Source organism: Mesorhizobium sp. M0904, assembly GCF_040319475.1.
Lineage (GTDB): Bacteria > Pseudomonadota > Alphaproteobacteria > Rhizobiales > Rhizobiaceae > Mesorhizobium.
The window spans coordinates 12,469-31,455 of record NZ_JAMYOC010000025.1; the positions used below are offsets into that span (position 1 = coordinate 12,469).

The 18,987-nt window shown below is 62.9% G+C and carries 16 protein-coding genes and 1 pseudogene; 6 read left to right on the forward strand and 11 right to left on the reverse strand.

Translation table 11 applies throughout. The features are described from left to right. Positions 1-27: 27 nt before the first annotated feature. Positions 28-1,215, reverse strand: coding sequence for a glycine C-acetyltransferase (locus tag NKH80_RS23990; RefSeq protein WP_352993934.1), 1,188 nt, complete (start codon positions 1,213-1,215; stop codon positions 28-30). A 264-nt stretch (positions 1,216-1,479) separates the two neighbouring features. Between NKH80_RS23990 and NKH80_RS23995 the strand changes: the two genes are divergently transcribed. Further along, a complete protein-coding gene (locus NKH80_RS23995; protein ID WP_352993937.1) occupies positions 1,480-3,552 on the forward strand; it encodes a putative bifunctional diguanylate cyclase/phosphodiesterase in 2,073 nt (690 codons plus the stop codon). 5 nt (positions 3,553-3,557) lie between these two features. On the opposite strand, the pseudogene NKH80_RS24000 reads toward NKH80_RS23995, so the two are convergent. Both NKH80_RS24000 and NKH80_RS24005 read right to left on the reverse strand, forming a co-directional pair. Beyond that, positions 3,558-3,801: pseudogene (locus NKH80_RS24000) on the reverse strand (type II toxin-antitoxin system Phd/YefM family antitoxin). Positions 3,802-3,822: 21 nt separating this feature from the next. Next, positions 3,823-4,251, reverse strand: coding sequence for a MarR family winged helix-turn-helix transcriptional regulator (locus NKH80_RS24005; protein WP_352650328.1), 429 nt, complete (start codon positions 4,249-4,251; stop codon positions 3,823-3,825). A gap of 117 nt (positions 4,252-4,368) precedes the next feature. Here NKH80_RS24005 and NKH80_RS24010 point away from each other — a divergent pair, with 117 nt between their 5' ends. Continuing rightward, positions 4,369-4,776, forward strand: coding sequence for a hypothetical protein (locus tag NKH80_RS24010; protein WP_352650330.1), 408 nt, complete (start codon positions 4,369-4,371; stop codon positions 4,774-4,776). A gap of 141 nt (positions 4,777-4,917) precedes the next feature. Here the strand turns inward: NKH80_RS24010 and NKH80_RS24015 are convergent, their stop codons facing one another. After that, positions 4,918-6,963 (reverse strand): oxidoreductase, encoded by a 2,046-nt coding sequence (locus NKH80_RS24015; RefSeq protein WP_352650331.1) that lies wholly within the window; start codon positions 6,961-6,963, stop codon positions 4,918-4,920. Between the two features lie 114 nt (positions 6,964-7,077). Between NKH80_RS24015 and queF the strand changes: the two genes are divergently transcribed. Beyond that, positions 7,078-7,539: a preQ(1) synthase gene (gene queF, locus NKH80_RS24020; protein ID WP_023674394.1), complete on the forward strand. Its 462-nt coding sequence runs from the start codon at positions 7,078-7,080 to the stop codon at positions 7,537-7,539. Positions 7,540-7,553: 14 nt separating this feature from the next. Here queF and NKH80_RS24025 read toward each other — a convergent pair whose 3' ends face one another. From NKH80_RS24025 to NKH80_RS24050, 6 genes are all read right to left on the reverse strand, one after another. Next, positions 7,554-8,339 carry an alpha/beta hydrolase gene (locus NKH80_RS24025; protein WP_352993940.1) on the reverse strand — a complete coding sequence of 262 codons (786 nt, stop codon included), beginning with the start codon at positions 8,337-8,339 and terminating at the stop codon, positions 7,554-7,556. Between the two features lie 110 nt (positions 8,340-8,449). Further along, positions 8,450-9,634 (reverse strand): mandelate racemase/muconate lactonizing enzyme family protein, encoded by a 1,185-nt coding sequence (locus NKH80_RS24030; protein WP_352993943.1) that lies wholly within the window; start codon positions 9,632-9,634, stop codon positions 8,450-8,452. Between the two features lie 11 nt (positions 9,635-9,645). Continuing rightward, positions 9,646-10,200 carry a hypothetical protein gene (locus tag NKH80_RS24035; RefSeq protein WP_352993946.1) on the reverse strand — a complete coding sequence of 185 codons (555 nt, stop codon included), beginning with the start codon at positions 10,198-10,200 and terminating at the stop codon, positions 9,646-9,648. Positions 10,201-10,204: 4 nt separating this feature from the next. Next, on the reverse strand, positions 10,205-10,684 hold the full coding sequence (locus tag NKH80_RS24040) for a DUF3828 domain-containing protein (RefSeq protein ID WP_352993949.1): 480 nt from the start codon (positions 10,682-10,684) through the stop codon (positions 10,205-10,207). Between the two features lie 105 nt (positions 10,685-10,789). Then, complete coding sequence (locus NKH80_RS24045; protein WP_352993951.1) at positions 10,790-12,439, reverse strand: ABC transporter substrate-binding protein; 1,650 nt, start codon at positions 12,437-12,439, stop codon at positions 10,790-10,792. A 41-nt stretch (positions 12,440-12,480) separates the two neighbouring features. Beyond that, positions 12,481-14,031, reverse strand: coding sequence for a trimethylamine methyltransferase family protein (locus NKH80_RS24050; RefSeq protein WP_352993953.1), 1,551 nt, complete (start codon positions 14,029-14,031; stop codon positions 12,481-12,483). A gap of 91 nt (positions 14,032-14,122) precedes the next feature. On the opposite strand from NKH80_RS24050, the gene NKH80_RS24055 reads away from it, so the two are divergent. After that, the gene (locus NKH80_RS24055; protein ID WP_352881602.1) at positions 14,123-15,025 is read left to right on the forward strand and encodes a LysR substrate-binding domain-containing protein; all 903 of its coding nucleotides are present in this window, start codon (positions 14,123-14,125) and stop codon (positions 15,023-15,025) included. 17 nt (positions 15,026-15,042) lie between these two features. On the opposite strand, the gene NKH80_RS24060 is transcribed toward NKH80_RS24055, so the two are convergent. Continuing rightward, complete coding sequence (locus tag NKH80_RS24060) at positions 15,043-16,032, reverse strand: zinc-dependent alcohol dehydrogenase family protein (protein ID WP_352993956.1); 990 nt, start codon at positions 16,030-16,032, stop codon at positions 15,043-15,045. Between the two features lie 103 nt (positions 16,033-16,135). On the opposite strand from NKH80_RS24060, the gene NKH80_RS24065 reads away from it, so the two are divergent. Both NKH80_RS24065 and mutL read left to right on the forward strand, forming a co-directional pair. Beyond that, positions 16,136-17,038, forward strand: coding sequence for a LysR family transcriptional regulator (locus tag NKH80_RS24065; protein ID WP_352993959.1), 903 nt, complete (start codon positions 16,136-16,138; stop codon positions 17,036-17,038). Between the two features lie 87 nt (positions 17,039-17,125). Next, the gene (gene mutL / locus NKH80_RS24070; protein ID WP_352479969.1) at positions 17,126-18,976 is read left to right on the forward strand and encodes a DNA mismatch repair endonuclease MutL; all 1,851 of its coding nucleotides are present in this window, start codon (positions 17,126-17,128) and stop codon (positions 18,974-18,976) included. The last annotated feature ends 11 nt before the right edge of the window (positions 18,977-18,987 follow it).

Below are 18,987 nucleotides of genomic sequence, written 5' to 3' on the forward strand. Positions count from 1 at the left end.
CGGAATCGCTTTTCGACTGCCGGTCATTCAGAAAATCACGCCGAGTTCGCGACCGACTGCGGCGAACGCCTCAACCGCACGGTCAATGTCGGCGCTGGAATGGGCGGCAGACATCTGCGTGCGGATGCGCGCCTGGCCCTTCGGCACCACCGGGAAGGAGAAGCCGATGACATAGATGCCGCGCTTCAGCATGCGCGCGGCCATTTCCTGCGCCAGCGTCGCGTCGCCCAGCATCACCGGGATGATCGGATGGTCGGCGCCGGCCAGTGTAAAGCCGAGCCTGCCCATCTCGGAGCGAAACCGCGCTGCGTTGGCATATAGGCGCTGACGCAACGCATCGCCATTGCGGAGCAGTTCGAAAACCCGGATCGAGGCGCCAGCGATCGCCGGCATCAGCGTGTTGGAAAACAGATAGGGCCGCGAGCGCTGGCGCAGCCAGTCGACCACCTGCTTCCTGCCCGACGTGTAGCCGCCCGACGCGCCGCCCAATGCCTTGCCGAGCGTGCCGGTGATGATGTCCACCCTGCCCTCGACGCCGCAATGTTCGGCCGAGCCACGGCCATTCCTGCCGACGAAACCAACTGCATGGCTGTCGTCGACCATGACCATTGCGTCATATTTGTCGGCGAGGTCGCAGACGCCCTTCAGATTGGCGATGATGCCATCCATAGAGAACACGCCGTCGGTGGCGATCAGCCGGAACCGACAGTCGCGCGCCTCTTTCAACCGCGCTTCGAGATCGGCCATGTCGTTGTTGGCGTAGCGGAAACGCTTTGCCTTGGACAGCCGTACCCCGTCGATGATCGAGGCGTGGTTCAGCGCATCGGAGATGACCGCATCCTCTTCGCCGAGCAGCGTCTCGAACAGGCCGCCATTGGCGTCGAAGCAGGAGCCGTAGAGGATGGTGTCCTCCATGCCGAGGAAGTCAGAAATGGTCGCCTCGAGCTGCTTGTGTTCTTCCTGCGTGCCGCAGATGAAGCGCACCGATGCCATGCCGTAGCCGTAGCGGTCGAGTGCCTGCTTGGCCGCCTCGCGCAGTTCGGCGCTGTCGGCGAGGCCGAGATAATTGTTGGCGCAGAAATTCAGCACCTTCTCGCCGCCGACCTCGATCTCGGCCGATTGGGTCGAGGTTATCACCCGCTCGGATTTATAGAGGCGCGCCGATTTGAGCCCTTCAAGCTCGCGGTCGATATGGGAAAGGAATGCTGCGGTCATGATCAGGCCCTGTTGAGATCGATGAGGACTGTCGCGCCGCGCGGACGAAAAATCCATCGCAAAAGCGACCGCTTCGGTGGCGGCAATGGCACGGCAGAGGCCACGATGTTCAAATGCGGAGGTGCTGCGAAAGATTGCAATAACCACCTTGCGGATTTCCCGCCACGGTCGCCGCTGCCGGCCTGTTGCCGTCCTAACCTGTTAACACTTTGAAGCCAAAGGTTGTCGCACGAGAATTCGTTGGCGAGAGGGCCGACCCAGAAAATGTCGCAGCAGCCGGTGCACGCCGTTTCAGGCAGGCTCATACTCCTCATCAAATCCGGCTACTGGCTGGCTCTGCTGATCATCGCCGCCATGGTCGTGGCCTCCTTCATCCTGCTGCAACAGATGATGGCGGCCCAGCAACACAACCAGGCGCTGCTCGATGTGGTCAGCACACAAAAAGCCCTGTCGCAACGCATCGTCTTCCTTGCCGGCGCGACCGGTACCGCCTCACGCGACCAGCAGCCGGCCCTGATCAGCGCGCTCAAGCAAGCGACGGTAGAGTTCGAGAAGAACTACGATCTGCTGCTCGAGCGGACCGCCGCCGATCCGGCGTCGCCGGCAAGGTTCGATCCCAAATCGATCGAGAGCGTGCTTTTCGCCAAGCCGTTCCATCTCGACTATTTCTCGGTCGGGCTTATCGCCAACGGCGAACGCCTGATCTCGTCATTCGAATCGCGGCTCAACATGGCCGGCAATGGTGGCTACAAAGGTGGAGAGGAGCGCGTCAACCTGAACGCTTCCGTTGCCAACGCAACATTGTCGGGCTATGCCGCACTTGGCCAGCGCATCAGCGCCTTTGCAGACCAGCGATCCGAAACACTTCTCGAGCTTAACCGCACATTGTTCTACTCGACCATCGGCGTCATCGTGCTGGTGGCGCTTTTCATTTTCAGGCCGATGTCGAATGCTATCTTGCGCAGGACCCGCGAGCTGGTCGATGCGCGCAATTCCATGGCCTTTATTGCCGTGCATGACGGGCTGACTGGCCTGCACAACCGCACCTTCCTGACCGAGCATTTCGATACGTTGATCAATGCCGCGCAGCGACGGCGTGAACGGGTTGCCGTGGTGCAGTTCGATCTCGACCGGTTCAAGCAGATCAACGACACGTTCGGCCACGCCGCCGGCGATTATGTGCTGGTGGCGGCTGCGCAACGCATGCGTGATTCGTGCCGTACGTCGGATCTCAACGTGCGTCTCGGCGGCGATGAATTCGTCGTCGTCCTCAACGACGCCGGCAGCACCGAGGACATCGATATCGTCGCCAGGCGCATGCTGGCCAAACTCAATGAACCGGTCATATTCCGAGGCACGACGATCCATCCGGGCGTAAGTGCGGGGATTGCGGTCTATCCTGTCGACGCCGACAATGCGCAGGATCTGCTCGTCCATGCCGATCTGGCGTTGTATTCCGCCAAGAAGCAGGGCGGCGGCAGTTTGTCGTTCTTCTCCGATGAGCTGAGGCGCGAACTCGACAACCGAAAGCAGCTCGAGCTCGACATCAGGGTCGCCATCTCGGAGAAGGCGTTCGAAGTCTATTTCCAGCCGCAGGTGTCGCTGTCGGACGGCACCATCAGTGGCATCGAAGCTTTGGCTCGCTGGAGGCATGCCGAACGCGGCATGATCGCGCCGGGCGAGTTCATTCCAATCGCGGAAAAATGCGGCTTGATGTCCGAGATTGGCCGCATCGTCATTGCCAAGGCGATCAACGAAGCAGCCGAATGGAACCGCGCAGGCATCGGCTTCGGCCGGATCGCCGTCAACGTGTCCGGTTCGGAGCTGCGCGAGACAGATTTCGAAGTCTTCCTGTTCGGGACGCTGGAAAGGACCGGCCTGCCCGCGCACAAACTATCGCTGGAGATCGTCGAATCCGTCATTCTCGACGACGAGAAGACCGGTATCGCGGCAAAGCTGCGGCACATCCGCGCCGCCGGCATCCATCTTGAGCTCGACGATTTCGGCACCGGCTACGCATCGCTCAGCCATGTCAATCCAAACGAGATCGACCGGCTGAAGATCGACCGCCGCTTCGTCCAGAACATCAACGAGAACAGCGGCAACACAAAGATCGTGCGTGCCCTCACCGAGCTCGCCCGCGGTCTCGGCATCTCGATCGTTGCCGAGGGCGCCGAAACCGAAGCCGAGCTCGACTCGCTGATGGCGATCGGCTGCGACCAGGTGCAAGGCTATTCCATCGCTTTCCCGATGCCGCCGGACAGGGTGCGTGAATGGCTGGTGGCACGGACGCCGAAAAAGGCCAGGCTGACAGTGCTGCAGGGCAGCCGGGCGTAGATCCGTCATGGTTCGGCCTTGCGAACCGACCTGATGGGCCGAGGCGGAAGGTCATCCTCATCACCGGGAAATGCTGCCAGCAATTGTCCAAAGCTGGGCACACGCGCCAGCTTTTTCATAGTCCTGGAACGACAGAATGACCGCCTGCTTGCGGCCACGCCGGGTGATGACGGCCGGTTCTCCCGCGATGACCTGATCGAGCACCGCCGAGAGTTTAGCCCTGGCATCCTTCAGCGAAATTTCGCGCATGGCGTCTTCCTAGCCTAATTTCTAGCTCTCGACATTGGCCCGCAGCGCAGCCAGCACCTGTGCAAACTCCGCCAGCCTGTCGTCGGACAGCCCTTTCCGCAGCCGTTTGTCGAAGGCTAACGCGGCCGTGCGCAATTTCAGGAACAACGCCTCTCCGGCCTGGGTCAACTCCACCTGGTGAACCCGGCGGTTCTCGGGATCGCGGCGGCGCATCAGCAGGCCCTGCGTCTCCATGGCGTTGAGATGGTGGGTCAGCGTTGCGCCCCGAATGCCGATCATGCCGGCGAGCTCGCGTTGGTTGGCCAGCTCCCGCGACTTGACCGACAGCAACGTGACCCAGACCGGCAGCGTGCCGCCGGCCTCGACCAAGGCAGCGTCGAAAGCCTGCGCAACCAGCTTGGCGGTGCGCGCGAGATTCATCCCGATCGGCGGGCGGTCAAAGGGCGTCATGGTCGGACACTAGAACAAGGGCAAAGCCGATGGAACCGGCTCGAGCTTATGCGTTGACATCTAATCATTTGATATCTATCAATATGGTTAGCGGCGGGCAAGAGAGGAAATGCGGTCATGCAATATGTCTACATCATCGTCCTCGGCCTTCACGTCATGGCGGGTGTGTTCTGGGCCGGCACCACCATCGCGGTTGCCCGCGAACCGGAGATCAGGGCGGAACGTTTCTTCCGGCCGCAAATGGGCGCCGCCGGCGTGGTTTTCCTCACGGGTTTGCTGCTGTGGTATTTCTTCCACAACGGTTCTTTCGGTTCGATGGAAAAAGTCCTGGCGCTCGGCATCTTGACTGCCTTGATCGCAGCCGCGGTTCAGGGCGCATTGGTGGGTTCCGCCAGCAGGCAGCTGGCCGGCGCTGATGCGGCGAAGCAAACCCAGTTGCGCGCCAAGATGACAAAAGGCGAACGCATCGCCGGCGGCCTGCTGGTCATCACCGTATTCTGCATGGCCACCGCCAGGATGTTTTGAACGTCCTGCCGCAATCGCAAGGTCGTACGGTGCCCGGCGATGGCCGGGCGGCGTGCGCGGCGCGCAGCCCGGACCAAAGTACCGTGGTGGCTCTCCGTACGGAGGTTCGGCTGCGCGCCACCAATCAATCCAAAATATTCCTCAGATCCGCAAGCCGAACCTGATGCCGTCATAGATTGCGGCATGGATGTTACGCGAGGCAACTGCGTCGCCGATGCGGAAGAGCACGAAGCCACTTTGCGGATTGCGCACGGGGAAGATGTCGCCGCCATTGACCAGTTTTTCGTAATCGATCGCGCCGGCGTTCTTCGACAGCGGCTTCAGCGCCAGATAGAGATCGTCGAGTGGCAGCGTGCCATGCTCGACCACCACCTGGTCGACGCGCCGCTCGCCGCGCCAGCCATCGGCGAAGTCGGAGGCGAGCTCGGCGATCAGCTGGTTGCCCTCGCGCCGCACAGAACGTAGCCGTGTGTTGATGGTCACCGTGACACCCTTTTCCTGGAAGGCGCGCATGTAGGGCACATGGTTCATGCCGCCCATTTCCGGCGCGAAGAAGCGCTCCGGTGAAACCAGCTCCAGCCTGGCACCGCTATTGGCGATCAGTTCGGCGGCACCCATGCCCTGATGGCCGCCATTGTCGTCATAGAGCAGCACGTTCTCGGCCGGCTTGACGCTGCCGGCCATGATGTCCCAGCTCGAGGTGACGAGATCGTCGCCCGCTGTCAGAGGCGGGTTCTGCGGCAGGCCGCCGGTGGCGATCACCACCGCGTCCGGCGACAGCGCCAGCACGTCGTCCGTCTCCGCCCATTTATCGTAGCGGATCTCGACGCCGAGCCGGTCGAGTTCGGCCAGACGCCAGTCGATGATGCCGATCAATTCCTTGCGGCGCGGGTTCTGCGTTGCCAGCCGCACCTGGCCGCCGGCCTGGCTCGATGCTTCCAGCACCGTCACCTGGTGCCCACGTTCGGCGGCGACCCGCGCCGCCTCCAGCCCGCCGGCGCCGGCGCCGACGACGACCACCTTCCGCTTCGGTCCCTCGGTTTTCGGAATAATATGCGGTATCGACGCCTCGCGGCCCGTCGCCGCATTGTGGATGCACAGTGCCTCGCCGCCCTCATAGATGCGGTCGAGGCAATAGGTGGCGCCGACGCAAGGACGGATCTCGTGCTCGCGGCCCTCCATCACTTTTTTGACGATATGCGGGTCGGCAATGTGGGCACGCGTCATGCCGACCATGTCGAGCTTGCCGGTGGCGATGGCGTGGCGCGCGGTGGCGACGTCGGAAATCCGCGCCGCATGGAAGGTCGGGAATTTCGTCGCCGCTCTCACCTCCCCTGCGAAGTCGAGATGTGGTGACGAGCGCATGCCGGTCACCGGGATGACCTTGGTCAGCGCGGCATCGGTCTCGATCGAGCCACGGATGATGTTGAGGAAATCGACCTTGCCGGATTCGGCCAGCCGCCTGGCGATTTCGACGCCCTCCTGTTTCGACAGGCCTTTCTCGAAATCCTCGTCGGCGACCATGCGGATGCCGACGACGAATTTTTGGCCGACCGCCGCCCGCACCGCGTCGAGCACCATGCCGGTGAAGCGCAAGCGGTTGTCGAGCGAGCCACCGAAATCATCGTCGCGCTGGTTGGTGGCCGGCGACCAGAAGCCGTCCATCAGGTGGCCGTAGGCCTCGAATTCGATGCCATCGAGGCCGGCAGCCTGGCAGCGCTGGGCGGCAGCGGCATAGTCGGCGACGATGCGCTCGATGTCCCAGTCCTCGATAGTCTTGGGAAAGGCGCGGTGGGCGGGTTCGCGAACCGGCGAAGCCGACAGGACTGGCAGCCAGTCGGCCTTGTTCCAACCGGTGCGGCGGCCGAGATGGGTGATCTGTATCATCACCTTGCAATCGTGCTCGTGGCAGGCATCGGTCAGCTCGGCGAGCCACGACACGATGCGGTCGTCATAGACATGCAGATTGCCAAAAGCGGCCGGGCTGTCGCGCGAGACGATCGCCGAACCGGCGGTCATGGTCAGCGCCATGCCGCCCTTGGCCTTTTCGGCATGGTAGAGCCGGTACCGCTCCTTCGGCATGCCGTCCTCTGAATAGGCCGGCTCATGGCTGGTCGACATCACCCGGTTCTTCAGCGTCAGATGCTTGAGCTGATAGGGCTGGAGGAGCGGGTCGTTGCTAGTCATCGTCTTCCTGCTGTTTCAAATTGTGCTAATGAGCGGCAAATTTTTGTTTTTACGCATGTCGCTGTCCCAAAATCGCTGCGCAGTTTTGGGCGACATGCAGCAAGGAACCTGCTCATGACCGATACGAAAAACCTCACCCAGCTCGGCACCAACGTCGAGGCGCCACAGAGCCCTGAAGCGGCCGTCCTGGAAACCGTGCCGTTTTCGCGCGGCGACGGCCCGCCGGCCATCGTTCGCTTCACCTGCCCGGAATTCACCTCGCTCTGCCCCGTCACCGGCCAGCCGGACTTCGCCCATATCGTCATCGACTACGCACCCGACGCGCTGCTGGTGGAATCGAAGTCGCTCAAGCTGTTCATGACCTCGTTTCGCAACCACGGCGCCTTCCATGAAGAATGCACCGTCATGATCGGTCGCCGTATCATCGCCGCGACCAAGCCATTGTGGTTGCGCATCGGCGGCTACTGGTATCCGCGGGGCGGCATTCCGATCGACGTGTTCTGGCAAACCGGCGCACCGCCGGAAGGTGTGTGGCTGCCCGACACCGGCGTCGCCCCCTATCGCGGGCGCGGCTAATCGGACGGAGCGGCTCATCTGATCCCGGTCCGGCACAGGTTGGTCTCCAGGAAAGGCATCACCGCGTCGCGGTACCGCTGTTGGTCATAGCGATAGAGATCAACATGCCGCGCGCCGTCGAACCACACCAGCTTTGCGTGAGCGCCTGCCGCATCTTTCAAAGCCAGTGTCTGGCTGCGAGCGACAAACGGATCCGAATTGCCTGCTAGCAGCAAGATCGGCCGATCAATAGTGCCGATGCGATCGACCGGCCTGACATCATCTACCCCGAAGCCAAGGCGGAGCTGCATCTGCGCCAAGAGGACGGTCGCCTGTACGTCGCGTAACATAGGCAAGGGCGCTCGCAACGCCGTGGTTTCCAGCAAAGTCGCGTAGAGCTGCTCCAGGACATAGGCATCGGCATGCTCCTGCTGAGCGCCAAACACAAAAGCAGCCGCACCAAGCGACGAACCGATGGCCGCCACCTTGCGACCAGGGAAGCGTTGCCGCGCAAAGGCGAGGATGCGACTGGCGTCCTGCCGTTCGATGTAACCAAAGCCTCTGATATCGCCGCCGCTTTCGCCATGTCCCGAGAGATCGAACAGCACGATCGAGTAGCCGCTTTCGAAAAGCAGCTTCGCTCTTGGAACCATGGCCAGCTTGTTTGAACCGCGTCCGTGTAACAGCACGATTGTTCCGCAACTGTCCTGCCGATCCGCCACCCAACCGGCAAGGTCGGGCGCGCCCTCCTGCTTCAGAACGCTGCGCTCCACCGGCAACCCCACAGGCAGCGTGAAGCTTTGCTGAGGCACGCGGGCCACCGCGCGGCTTCCTGCCTCCCAGCTGACAGCGCAGGCCAGGACGCAAACCGCCGCGAATAAAGCAACCACGACAGGACCTCTTCTCATCGAACGGTCACGTGCACTTCGCATCAGTTGAGCGGCAGCCGCCGGTAGCGGCTGGGATTGTTCGGATCGCTGAAATAGTGCATCGGCCCATGTTCGGCGAAGTGGCCCGCCCAGCGCTTCATCGAAGCCGGATCGAGTTCGACGCCCAGGCCATGCCCCTCCGGCACACGCACCGTATTGCCGGTCTGCCGGAATGGGCCGTCCTTGATGACATCGCCGATCTGCCAGCGAAACAGCGACTGCGATGCTTCGGTGATCCACGGTGTCGCCGCCACGACGTGCAAATAGGCCGATGTCATGATGCCGAGATCGTTCGAATAGCACCAGAACCCCTTGCCCATCGCCTCACAGGCGGCGATGAATTTCAGAGTTTTCGACAATCCGCCGAGTGCTGCGAAATTGCAGACGAAGTAATCCGGCGCACCGAGCGCGACTGCCCGCCTGAGATCCGGGATGTGCGTGGAGAACGGAATGCGCGAATGCTGGCGCAGCGCCGCCATCTCCTCGAAGGTCGCGACCGGATCCTCGTAATTGCGGATGTTGAACGGCTCGATCTCGCGCAGTACCCAGCGCGCTGTGGTTAGCGACCACTGCATGTTGGAATCGAGTTTGATCTGCGCCTTGTCGCCAAGCGCCTCGCGCAGCATGCGCACTGTCCTGATCTCGAGCTCGGGATCGCCCATGATCAGCTTGCCCTCGAAGATCGTCGAGCCGTGCTGTTCTCGCATGCCGAGACAGTAGTCGACGATCGCTTCGGCGGTCATCTCGCCGCCGGCTCCGCCTTGAGCGGGGCGAAAGGCGAAATATTCCGAAAACGGAATGTCCTTGCGCACCGCGCCGCCGAGCAGCTTATAGAGCGGCATACCGAAGACCTTGCCTCTTATATCCCACAGCGCCAGGTCGACGGCGCCGAACGCCACCGTGGCTGCGTTCTCGCCGGTGTTGGCGGTGATCTGCCAGGGCGGCACACAGCGCGCCTCGCAGTCGGCGATGTCGAGCGGATCGGCGCTAATCAGCGCCGGAGCGATCTCGGCCTTGATCACCTCGCCGAAATGCCACCATGGCGCCTCGCCCAGTCCGACCACGCCTTCGTCCGTCTCGACCTCGATGATCGATTTCGAGGCGCCGCCGTAGAGACCAGCCGTCCACCAGAACGGAGCATCGAGCGGGACGTTGACGTGGGTGACGCGGATGTTGGTGATCTTCATCGGTTCCGTTCTCACTCACACTGGTATTGGCTTAGCGCCCATTCGCCGGTCACCGAGAGAAGGTCCGATATCTTCCAGTCGCCGTCGACTTTCCTGAATTTCCACTCCAGCCGGTGCGGGTTGCCGGCGACGACGAAGGCGACGACGACCTTGGCCTCGTCGCCCTTGATCGCTTCGATGGTCTTTAGGCTTTTGTCGATCTCCGCCTTGTCGTATTCGGAATTGTCGAGCGCCATGTTGGGATCGAGGCATTCGCCCTGCCCCGACTTCCGCAGCGCGTCGCTCTTGTCGAGCACCGACTTTGCCGGGTCGGTGAAATGGCCCCGCTGAGCCGGATCGACCTCGAGCCCGGCATGCTCGTAGAACGGCTTCACCACCGCGGTCGGCGAGCCCGGCTGCACGGGTGCGGCCGGCGCGTTTTCTGCCGGCGGCAAAACTGCCTTCGGTGCCGCACTGTCGGCCGGCGCGTTTGCGGGCGGCGCGCCGAACAGGCCCTGAGCGGCGGCGCTGCTCAATCCGGCCAGCAGGCACGCAGTCGCCAAAAGCCAGGGATGACAGCGGAGCACGGCATCACTCCGGCGACTGCCCGGCCAGGCATTCGAGCGCACTCAGCGTCCACCCGCTGGTCTTCGAGGTGATGTCGGCGACCTTCCACTGGCCGTCGATCTTCTTCAACGACCAGACCATTTCGCGTTTGGAATCATCCCCTTCCGGAAAAAGGTTGAAGGTCGCCGTCACCTCGGCGCTGTCGCCATCCAGCGTTTCGGCCAGCGTCAGCGTCTTGGCCACGGTCTTTTCGTCATAGTCCTGCGCATCGAGACCAGGGGCGAAGTCGATGCAGGGAACTTCATCCGGATGGTTCTTTGCCGCATTGTCGTTCAGTTCGAACAGTTTCGTCACCGGTGCGGTGAAGCGGCCGCGATATTGCGAATCGGCCTCGAATTTGACCGACGGGACATAGAAGAACTTCACGGCGTTGGCAGCGGGGCCGGCAAACGCGGCCGCCGGCAAGGCCATCGAAAGCGCGGCAACAAAAAGTGGCAGTTTCATGGGTGTCCCCGATTGTTCACTGACGGAAGCTATCAGTACCACGCATCTTGCCCGTCGGCTTTCTTGCGGTCCATGAAATCCTGCAACGCGTCCTCTGCTGGCAACTCAGGCGTTCAGCCAGACGTTCTGGAGATCCATCTCGAAGGTTTGGTGGACACCGTAGCTCTTCACCTTCTCGTTCATGTGGCTGAACAGCTTCTGCCAAAACGGCTGAATGATGACGCCCGAATCCTGCAGGATCTGCTCGATGTCCTTCATGACCTCGCGGCGCTTCTCGACGTCGATGAGCGAGAGAGCCTGCTTGAGCTTGGCATCGAAATCAGGGTTCGAGTAGCCGGTTTCGTTCCAGGCCTCGCCGGTGCGATAGCCGAGCGCCAACACCTGGACGCCAAGCGGGCGCATGTACCAGATGGTCATGGAATAAGGATATTTCGTCCAGTCGTTCCAGAAGGTCGAACCCGGCAGCACCGTGCGCTTTACTTTGATCCCGGCATCGCGCAACTGGCCGGCAATCGCGTCGCCGGTGTTCTTTTGCCAATCGTCCTCGACGGTGATCAGTTCATGCTCGAAGTCGGCCTGCCCGGCCTCCGCCATCAGCTTCTTGGCGCCCGCGGCGTCGCGTGTCTTCTTGGGCAGCGCGTAGTATTCCGGATGAATCGGGCTGACGTGGTGATTTTCACCCACGGTGCCTCGCCCGGCATAGCCAAGTTCGAGCACCGCATTGTTGTCGACGGCCATCTGGAGGGCATTGCGGACCCGCTTGTCATCGTAGGGCTTGTGCGTGATGTTGGTGCGGGCGACGAGCGTGGTCGCTGTCGCGACCTCCGATTTTACCAGTCCCATCTTGTCGAGGATGTCTATGAAGTCGGCAGGCGTCTCGAAGTTGAGATCGATTTCGCCGGAGTCGAATGCATTTATCGAGGCGTTGAAATCGGTTCCGTAGTCGATGAATTCGACGCCGTCGAGAAGCGCTTCACCACCCCACCATTTGCCAGTCTCACGACGTTTGACGACCGCTTTCTGGCCGACCGCATAAGACACCAGTTCGAACGGCCCGGTGCCAATCGGCTTCTCGATCGGATTGGCGCCGTCGGCATCGAAGTTGCGATGGACCACCAGCGCCGGATAGTCGGTGAAGTTCGGGATCAGCGAGATGTCCGGTTCGTTCAGCTTCAGCTTCACCGTGTTGTCGTCGACCTTGGTGATCGCCCCTTCCCTGGCCTTGCCGGTCTTTGCATCGATCAGCGCACCGACGCGCGCGGCCATCGAATTGCCGGCGGCAGCCTTCTCGCACCAGCGCGTCAGATTGTAGACCACGTCATCGGCGCTAAAAGCATCGCCGTTGTTCCAGGCGATGCCCTTGCGAACATGCAGCACATATTCGGTGGCGTCGTCGTTGACCTCCCAGCTTTCAAGCAGAACCGGCTCGAATGTAAACTGGCGGGTGTAGCGGACAAGCGGCTCCAGCCAGCAGCGTGAAATGTTCGCAAGTTCCACCCAGTCGTAGGTGCGCGGATCCTTCTGTGCCTTCACCGACATCGAAACGTGGAGCGTGCCGCCTTTCTTCGGCTCTTCAGCCAAAGCCCGTTGTGGCACGGCAAGATCGATCATGCCGTAGGCAAGGGCCGTCGATGCTCCGAAGGCGCTTGCCAGAGCCAGAAACTCGCGCCGATCCACACGACCTGCACGCGCCTCGCTGGCCATCGCTTCGATGGCGCTCGGTACGCGATCGCCGTTGCTTCTGAAGAGTGTCATTTTTTCCTCCGTTATGGTTCCCATCGGGTCTTCGCCCGTTATCAACTAACGCTGTCCGGCAGTTTCTCCTCGCGCCGCGCAATCAAATCTTTGAGACCATCGGCGATGCCCTCATCGAGCTTCGGCTCCTCGTAATCGGCGAGCATGTTGCGCGCTTTCTCGCGGCCGCGGGTATCGTGGTCCTTTGCTCCTTCCGCCTTCCACTGTTCGAACGAATTGAAGTCCATGATGCTCGGTATGAAGAAGGCGGACTCGAAATGTTCGAGCGTGTGCTGGGTGCCGAGGAAATGGCCCTGCGGTCCGACCTCGCGGATCGCAGCCATAGCCTCCTTGAAATCGTCGAATGGCAGCCCGCCAGCATATTTGTACCAGCCGACAAGCTGCTCGCAGTCGGTGGCAAATTTCGAATAGCCGCAGGTCAGGCCGGCCTCGAGCCAGCCGGCGGAGTGCCAGATGTAGTTGGCGCCGGCAAGGATGGCGGCATGCATCAGCATGTTCGCCTCGTAGCCCGCCTGGGCGTCGTTCAGCTTCGAGCCGACATGGAAACCGGACGTGCGCCACGGCAGCCGATACTTCCGCGCCAGCGCGCCCATGAGATACATCATCTGGGCCGCCTCCGGCGTGCCGCCCATGGGAGCGCCGGTCTTCATGTCGACCGTCACCATGAACTGTCCGTAGATCTGCGGCGAACCCGGACGCAACAGCTGTGTGAACGCGACGCCCGCCAGCGCTTCGGCATTGACCTGCGCGACCGCACCGACGGCAGAGGCCGAAGTCGAGGCGCCACAAAGGGCGAAGGGCGCGAGGATCAGCGGCTGGTTGTGGCGCGCATAGACTTTCATCGCGTCCAGCATGGTGGCATCCCAGACCAGCGGCGAATTGCAGTTGGTGATCGCAACCAGCACCGGGTTGTCGCGGACATAGTCCTCGCCGAACACGATGCCCGCCATCGCCATCGTGTCTTCGGCCCGATCCCTGGACGTCACGATGCCCATGAACGGCTTGTCGGAGTGCTTAAGCGCCGAATGTATGATGTGGAGATGACGCTTCGGCACTGGAATTTCCATCGGCTCGCAAATGATCGAGCTCGACGAATGCAGCGCCGGCGCCATGTAGGCGAGCTTGTGGAAATTGTTGAGGTCGGCGAGTGTGCCGTAGCGCCTGTTGTTGTCGAGGTCGCGAACGTAAGGCGCGCCATACATCGGCACGAAGATGGAGTTGTTGCCACCCACATGTACCGAACGCTGGGGATTCCTCGCATTGAGCGTAAATTCCGACGGGACCTTCGAGATGAGCTCCATGAGCAGGGCGCGGTCGATGCGGACCCTCGTCTCCCAGACATCGGCGCCCGCCGCCTTCCACATTGCGATCGCCTCGTCGTCGCGGAACTCGCATCCCACCTCTTCGAGGATCGAGAGCGATTCCTGGTGGATCAGCTCCACCGCCTCGTCCGGAACCATCTGATACACCGGAATCTTGCGGACCAGGGTCGGAAATGACGCAACGGGTGCGCCTCGCAGCGCCTTGCGCCCCAGGCGGCCACCCGCGCGACGATTGGTATGTTCGCTCACTTCAACGGCCGGTGCGTTCATGAAGGCTCCATCTTCCTGTCTCGACCAATCTAGCCACACAAAATGCAGCTGTGACGCTGGAAAATCCTGATCTCTTGTATAAGGTCAGCTTATGCGAAGCTTGCGCCATCTGCTGCCGTCGGCGGGCAGCCTGATCGTTTTCGAGGCCGCCGGGCGGCTGTCGAGCTTTACCGCCGCCGGACGGGAACTCGGCATGACGCAGGCTGCCGTGTCCTACGCGATCCGCGGGCTCGAAGAACAGCTCGGCGCCAAACTCTTCCAGCGCCGCCACCGGCAAGTCAGCCTTACCGAGGCCGGCGACCGCTTCCATGCCGACGTCTCGCTCGGCCTGTCGCACATCCGCAAGTCGGCGGAGGATCTGCGCCAGATCGCCGTCGGCGCGCATGTGACGCTCGCCGCCTCGACCGCCTTCGCCTCATTCTGGATGATGCCGCGCCTGCAGCAGTTTCGCGACGAATTGCCGGGCATCGACCTGCGCATCCAGACCGCCGACCGCGATCTCGACATCATCGCCGAGGACATCCCGCTCGGCGTGCGCGGCGGCGAGCCCAGGGAATGGCCGGATTATCATTCGCTGCCGTTGGCCGATGAAGTGATATTCCCCGTCGCCGGCGCGAGTTATGTGGCCCGGTTCGGGCTGCCGGAGCGTGTCGCGGACCTTCAATCGCACCGCCTCATCCATCTCGAAGAGCCGTTTCGCGAGGCCGCGAGCTGGGACGAGTGGTTCGCCTCGGCTGGTGTCGACATCGCCGATGCCGGACGTGGCTTGCGTATCAACGACTATGCGCTGGTGATCCAGGCAGTCATGGAAGGGCAAGGCATCGCGCTCGGCTGGGGTCACCTCGCCGAGCGGCTGCTGGCATCAGGGCTGCTGGTGCGCGTCACCGACCACACGATGACGACCGGCAAGGGCTTTCATGTCATCTGGTCGAGGAACCGCGAGCTCAGCGACAACGCCCGCAAGGTGCGGGACTGGCTGGCGGCGCAGGCGTGATGCCGATAAATGCCCGGTCAAACCGTTACAACGATCTTGCCGAATTGTTCGTTCGCTTCGAGATAACGATGCGCCTCGACGATCTGGTCGAACGGAAAGGTTCTGGCGATTGCCGGCTTCAGCGAACCCGAGCTCAGTCCGTCAAGGATGAACGCCTTGGCGGCCTGCAGCCGGACCGGATCGCGCACGATCTCATGCATGAGATAACCGCGCAGCGTCAGTGTCTTTGCCAGCACTGCAGGTAGCCGAAAGGGTGTCGGGTCGAGGCTCAAGCCGCCATATTCGATGAGAATGCCACCCGGTGCCATCGCTGCCGTCAGAGGCTCGAAAATCGGACCGCCGACGGCGTCGAACACCACGCGCACGCCGTCCGGGCCGGCGATTTCCTTCAGCCTGGCCTCCAGATCTTCTTCCGCCGAAGCGATGACGTGGGCCGCGCCGAACGCAACCAAAGCCCGCTTCTTGGCGGACGTCCGCGTGACCGCGATCGGGGTCGCGCCAACCAGGTTGGCGATCTGGATCGCCGCAAGTCCGACACTGCTCGAGGCCGCAGTGATAACGACAAAGTCGTCCCGGCCAAGTTGGGCAATGTCGATCAGCGCACCATAGGCCGTGAGATATTGCATCCACGCGGCGGCCGCCTCTTCCCAGCTCAGCGCCGGCGGGTGCTTGACGACGAGCTCGGCGGGGTATGTGGCAATCTCACCATAGGCAGGCCAGCGTACCATCGACAATGGCGGCACGATGCTGACGGCATCGCCCGGCGCAACACCGCTCACGCCTTCGCCGACCACCTCGACGACACCCGCCGCCTCAAGCCCAAGACCCGAAGGTAAGGGCGCAGTCTGGATATATCTGCCTGAACGTAGCAGCGCCTCGGCCCGGTTGAGACCCAACGCCTTGACACGGATCTGGACCTCGCCTCGCCCGGGCGCAGGCATGTCGACATTCTCGATGCGCAGAACCTCGGGACCACCAAGCTCATGAAAACGAACGACACGCGCCATCGGTCACAACTCCAAAATATTTGAACTGAATCAGCTATGCCAGCGGCGATCAGGCGGATAAATAGCCGCTTGAGTAGATCAGCAGAAACTGTAGGTTTTGAATATGGATCGCCTTACGAGCATGGCCGTGTTCGTCAAAGCCGTCGACCTGGGCTCGTTCGCGGCCGCGGCGGCCGCTCTCGATCTGTCCGGGCCGATGGTCGGCAAACATGTCCGGTTTCTCGAGGAGCGCCTGAGCGTGCGCCTCATCAACCGGACCACACGCCGCCAAAGCCTGACGGATTTCGGGCGCGCCTATTACGAACGCTGCCGGCTGGTGCTTGCCGAAGCGGAGGCCGCGGATGCACTCGCCGCCGACCAGCTTGCCGAACCGCGCGGAAAGCTGCGCGTGCTCATGCCGGTGCATTTCGGCCGGCGCTGCGTTGCCCCGATCCTGTTCGGGCTTGCGCAGCAATATCCGGCGCTGGAACTTGATCTGTCGTTCAGCGACACCCTCGCCGACCTCGCCGAGGACGGCTGCGATCTTGCCATTAGAACGGGCGACCTGGAGGACCAGGCCGAGGCAATGGCGCGTCGCATCGCGCGCCAGCACATGGTCGTCTGCGCGTCGCCGTCCTATCTCGACCGGCACGGCCAGCCGCAGGAAATAGATGACCTGGGCCGCCATCACGCGATCATCTACCGCCGTTCCGGGCGCGCCGTTCAGCCGTGGCTGTTTCCGCGCAACGGCCAGCCCGCGATGGAGATCCGGCCCGTCAGCAGATTGCGGCTCGACGATCTCGATGCCATTGCCGATGCCGCGGCCGCTGGCATGGGGCTCGCCTGGCTGCCGTACTGGCTGGTTCGCCGGCGCATCCAGGCAGGCGCGCTTGTCCTGCTATTGCCGGAACAATCCCGGTTTCTCTACGACGTTCATGCCCTTTGGTTGCAGACGCCTCATCTGCCGATGAAAGTCCGCCTTGCCGTCGATGCACTGGCGGCAGCGCTGCCCAAGCTCATGAGTTGAAGGCACGAGCGGCTGGTCGCGGTCAGCTGCGTGGATTCCGCAATTCTACCCTCCCGTATCGGCCACGAATCCGCCTATAGTGCTGCCATGCCAATCCGCCAGCTTTCCGAAACGATGATCAACCAGATCGCCGCCGGCGAAGTCATCGAGCGTCCGGCAAGCGTGGTCAAGGAACTGGTCGAGAACGCGCTCGATGCCGGCGCTACCAGAGTCGAGATCGTCACCGCCGGCGGCGGGCTGAACCTGATCCGCGTCAGCGATGACGGCTCGGGCATTCCGGAAAAGGAACTGGCGCTGGCGATCGCGCGCCATTGCACCTCCAAGCTCGCCGACGACATTCACGACATCCGCTCGCTCGGCTTTCGCGGCGAGGCCTTGCCTTCGATCGGCTCGGTGGCGCGGCTGTCGATCCGCTCGCGCACCGTGTCCAGTGACAACGCCGCCGAGATCGGCATCGACGGCGGTCGCGTCTCCGCCGTCAGGCCGGCCGCCGCCAATCGCGGCACCACGGTCGAGGTGCGCGACCTGTTCTTCGCCACGCCGGCGCGGCTCAAATTCATGAAGGGCGAGCGCGCCGAAAGCTCGGCCATCGGCGACGTGGTCAAGCGCATCGCCATCGCCTTCCCCGCCGTGCGCTTCACTCTGGCCGGCCCGGACCGCTCGACGCTGGAACTGCCGGCGACCGACGACAGCCCGGAAGGCCGGCTGCGCCGGGTGGCACAGGTGATGGGCGCCGACTTTCCGGACAATGCGATCGCCATCGACGCGATGCGGGACGGCGTGCACCTCGCCGGCCATGTCTCGGTCCCCTCCTTCACCCGCGCCAACGCGCTACAGCAATACGCCTATGTCAACGGCCGCCCGGTGCGTGACAAATTGATCGCCGGCGCCATTCGCGGCGCCTTCGCCGACGTGCTGCCGCGCGACCGCCATGCCGTCACCGTGCTGTTCCTGACGCTCGATCCGGCGATCGTCGACGTCAACGTCCACCCGGCCAAGGCAGACGTGCGCTTCCGCGACCCGGGGCTGGTGCGCGGGCTGATCGTCGGCGCCATCCGTGAAGCACTGGCCCATGCCGGCATCCGCGCCGCCACCACGGGGGCCGCCGGCATGATGGCGGCGTTCCGGCCAGGCGCGGCATCCTATGCGCATGGCGGGCCGGCCAACGGTCACCGCAGTTACGAGGCCGCCTATCGGGCCTCAGGCTTTGCCGGGTTCGATCCGGCCCGTTCGCCGCAGCGGCCGCTCGCTATGGGCGGCGGCTTGGGCGAGGACGAGCAGGCGGCGTTCGATGCCGGGCCGCTGCACAGTGCCGACGCGCGCGCCGGACAGGACCAGGCGGCAGAGACGCTGCTCGGCACGGCATTGGGCGCGGCGCGCGCACAAGTGCATGAGAACTACATCGTCGCCCAGACTAGGGATTCGCTCGTCATCGTCGACCAGCATGCGGCGCATGAGCGGCTGGTCTATGAGGCCTTGAAAAATGCGCTGCACTCACGCGCGGTGCCGTCACAGATGTTGCTGCTGCCCGAAATCGTCGATCTGTCGGAGGAAGATGCCGAGCGGCTCGCCATGCACTCCGAGACGCTGGCCCGCTTCGGCCTCGGCATCGAGCGCTTCGGCCCCGGTGCCGTCGCGGTGCGCGAGACGCCGTCGATGCTTGGTGAGACCAACGTCCAGCAGCTGGTGCGCGACCTCGCTGACGAGATCGCCGACAACGATACGGTCGACACGCTGAAGGAGCGGCTGGACAAAATAGCCGCGACCATGGCCTGCCACGGCTCGGTGCGTTCCGGCCGTCTGCTCAAGCCCGAAGAGATGAACGCGCTGCTGCGCCAGATGGAGGCGACGCCCGGCTCCGGCACCTGCAACCACGGCCGCCCCACCTACATCGAGCTCAAGCTGTCGGATATCGAGAGGCTGTTCGGCAGGCGGTAAGCCTTACCCTG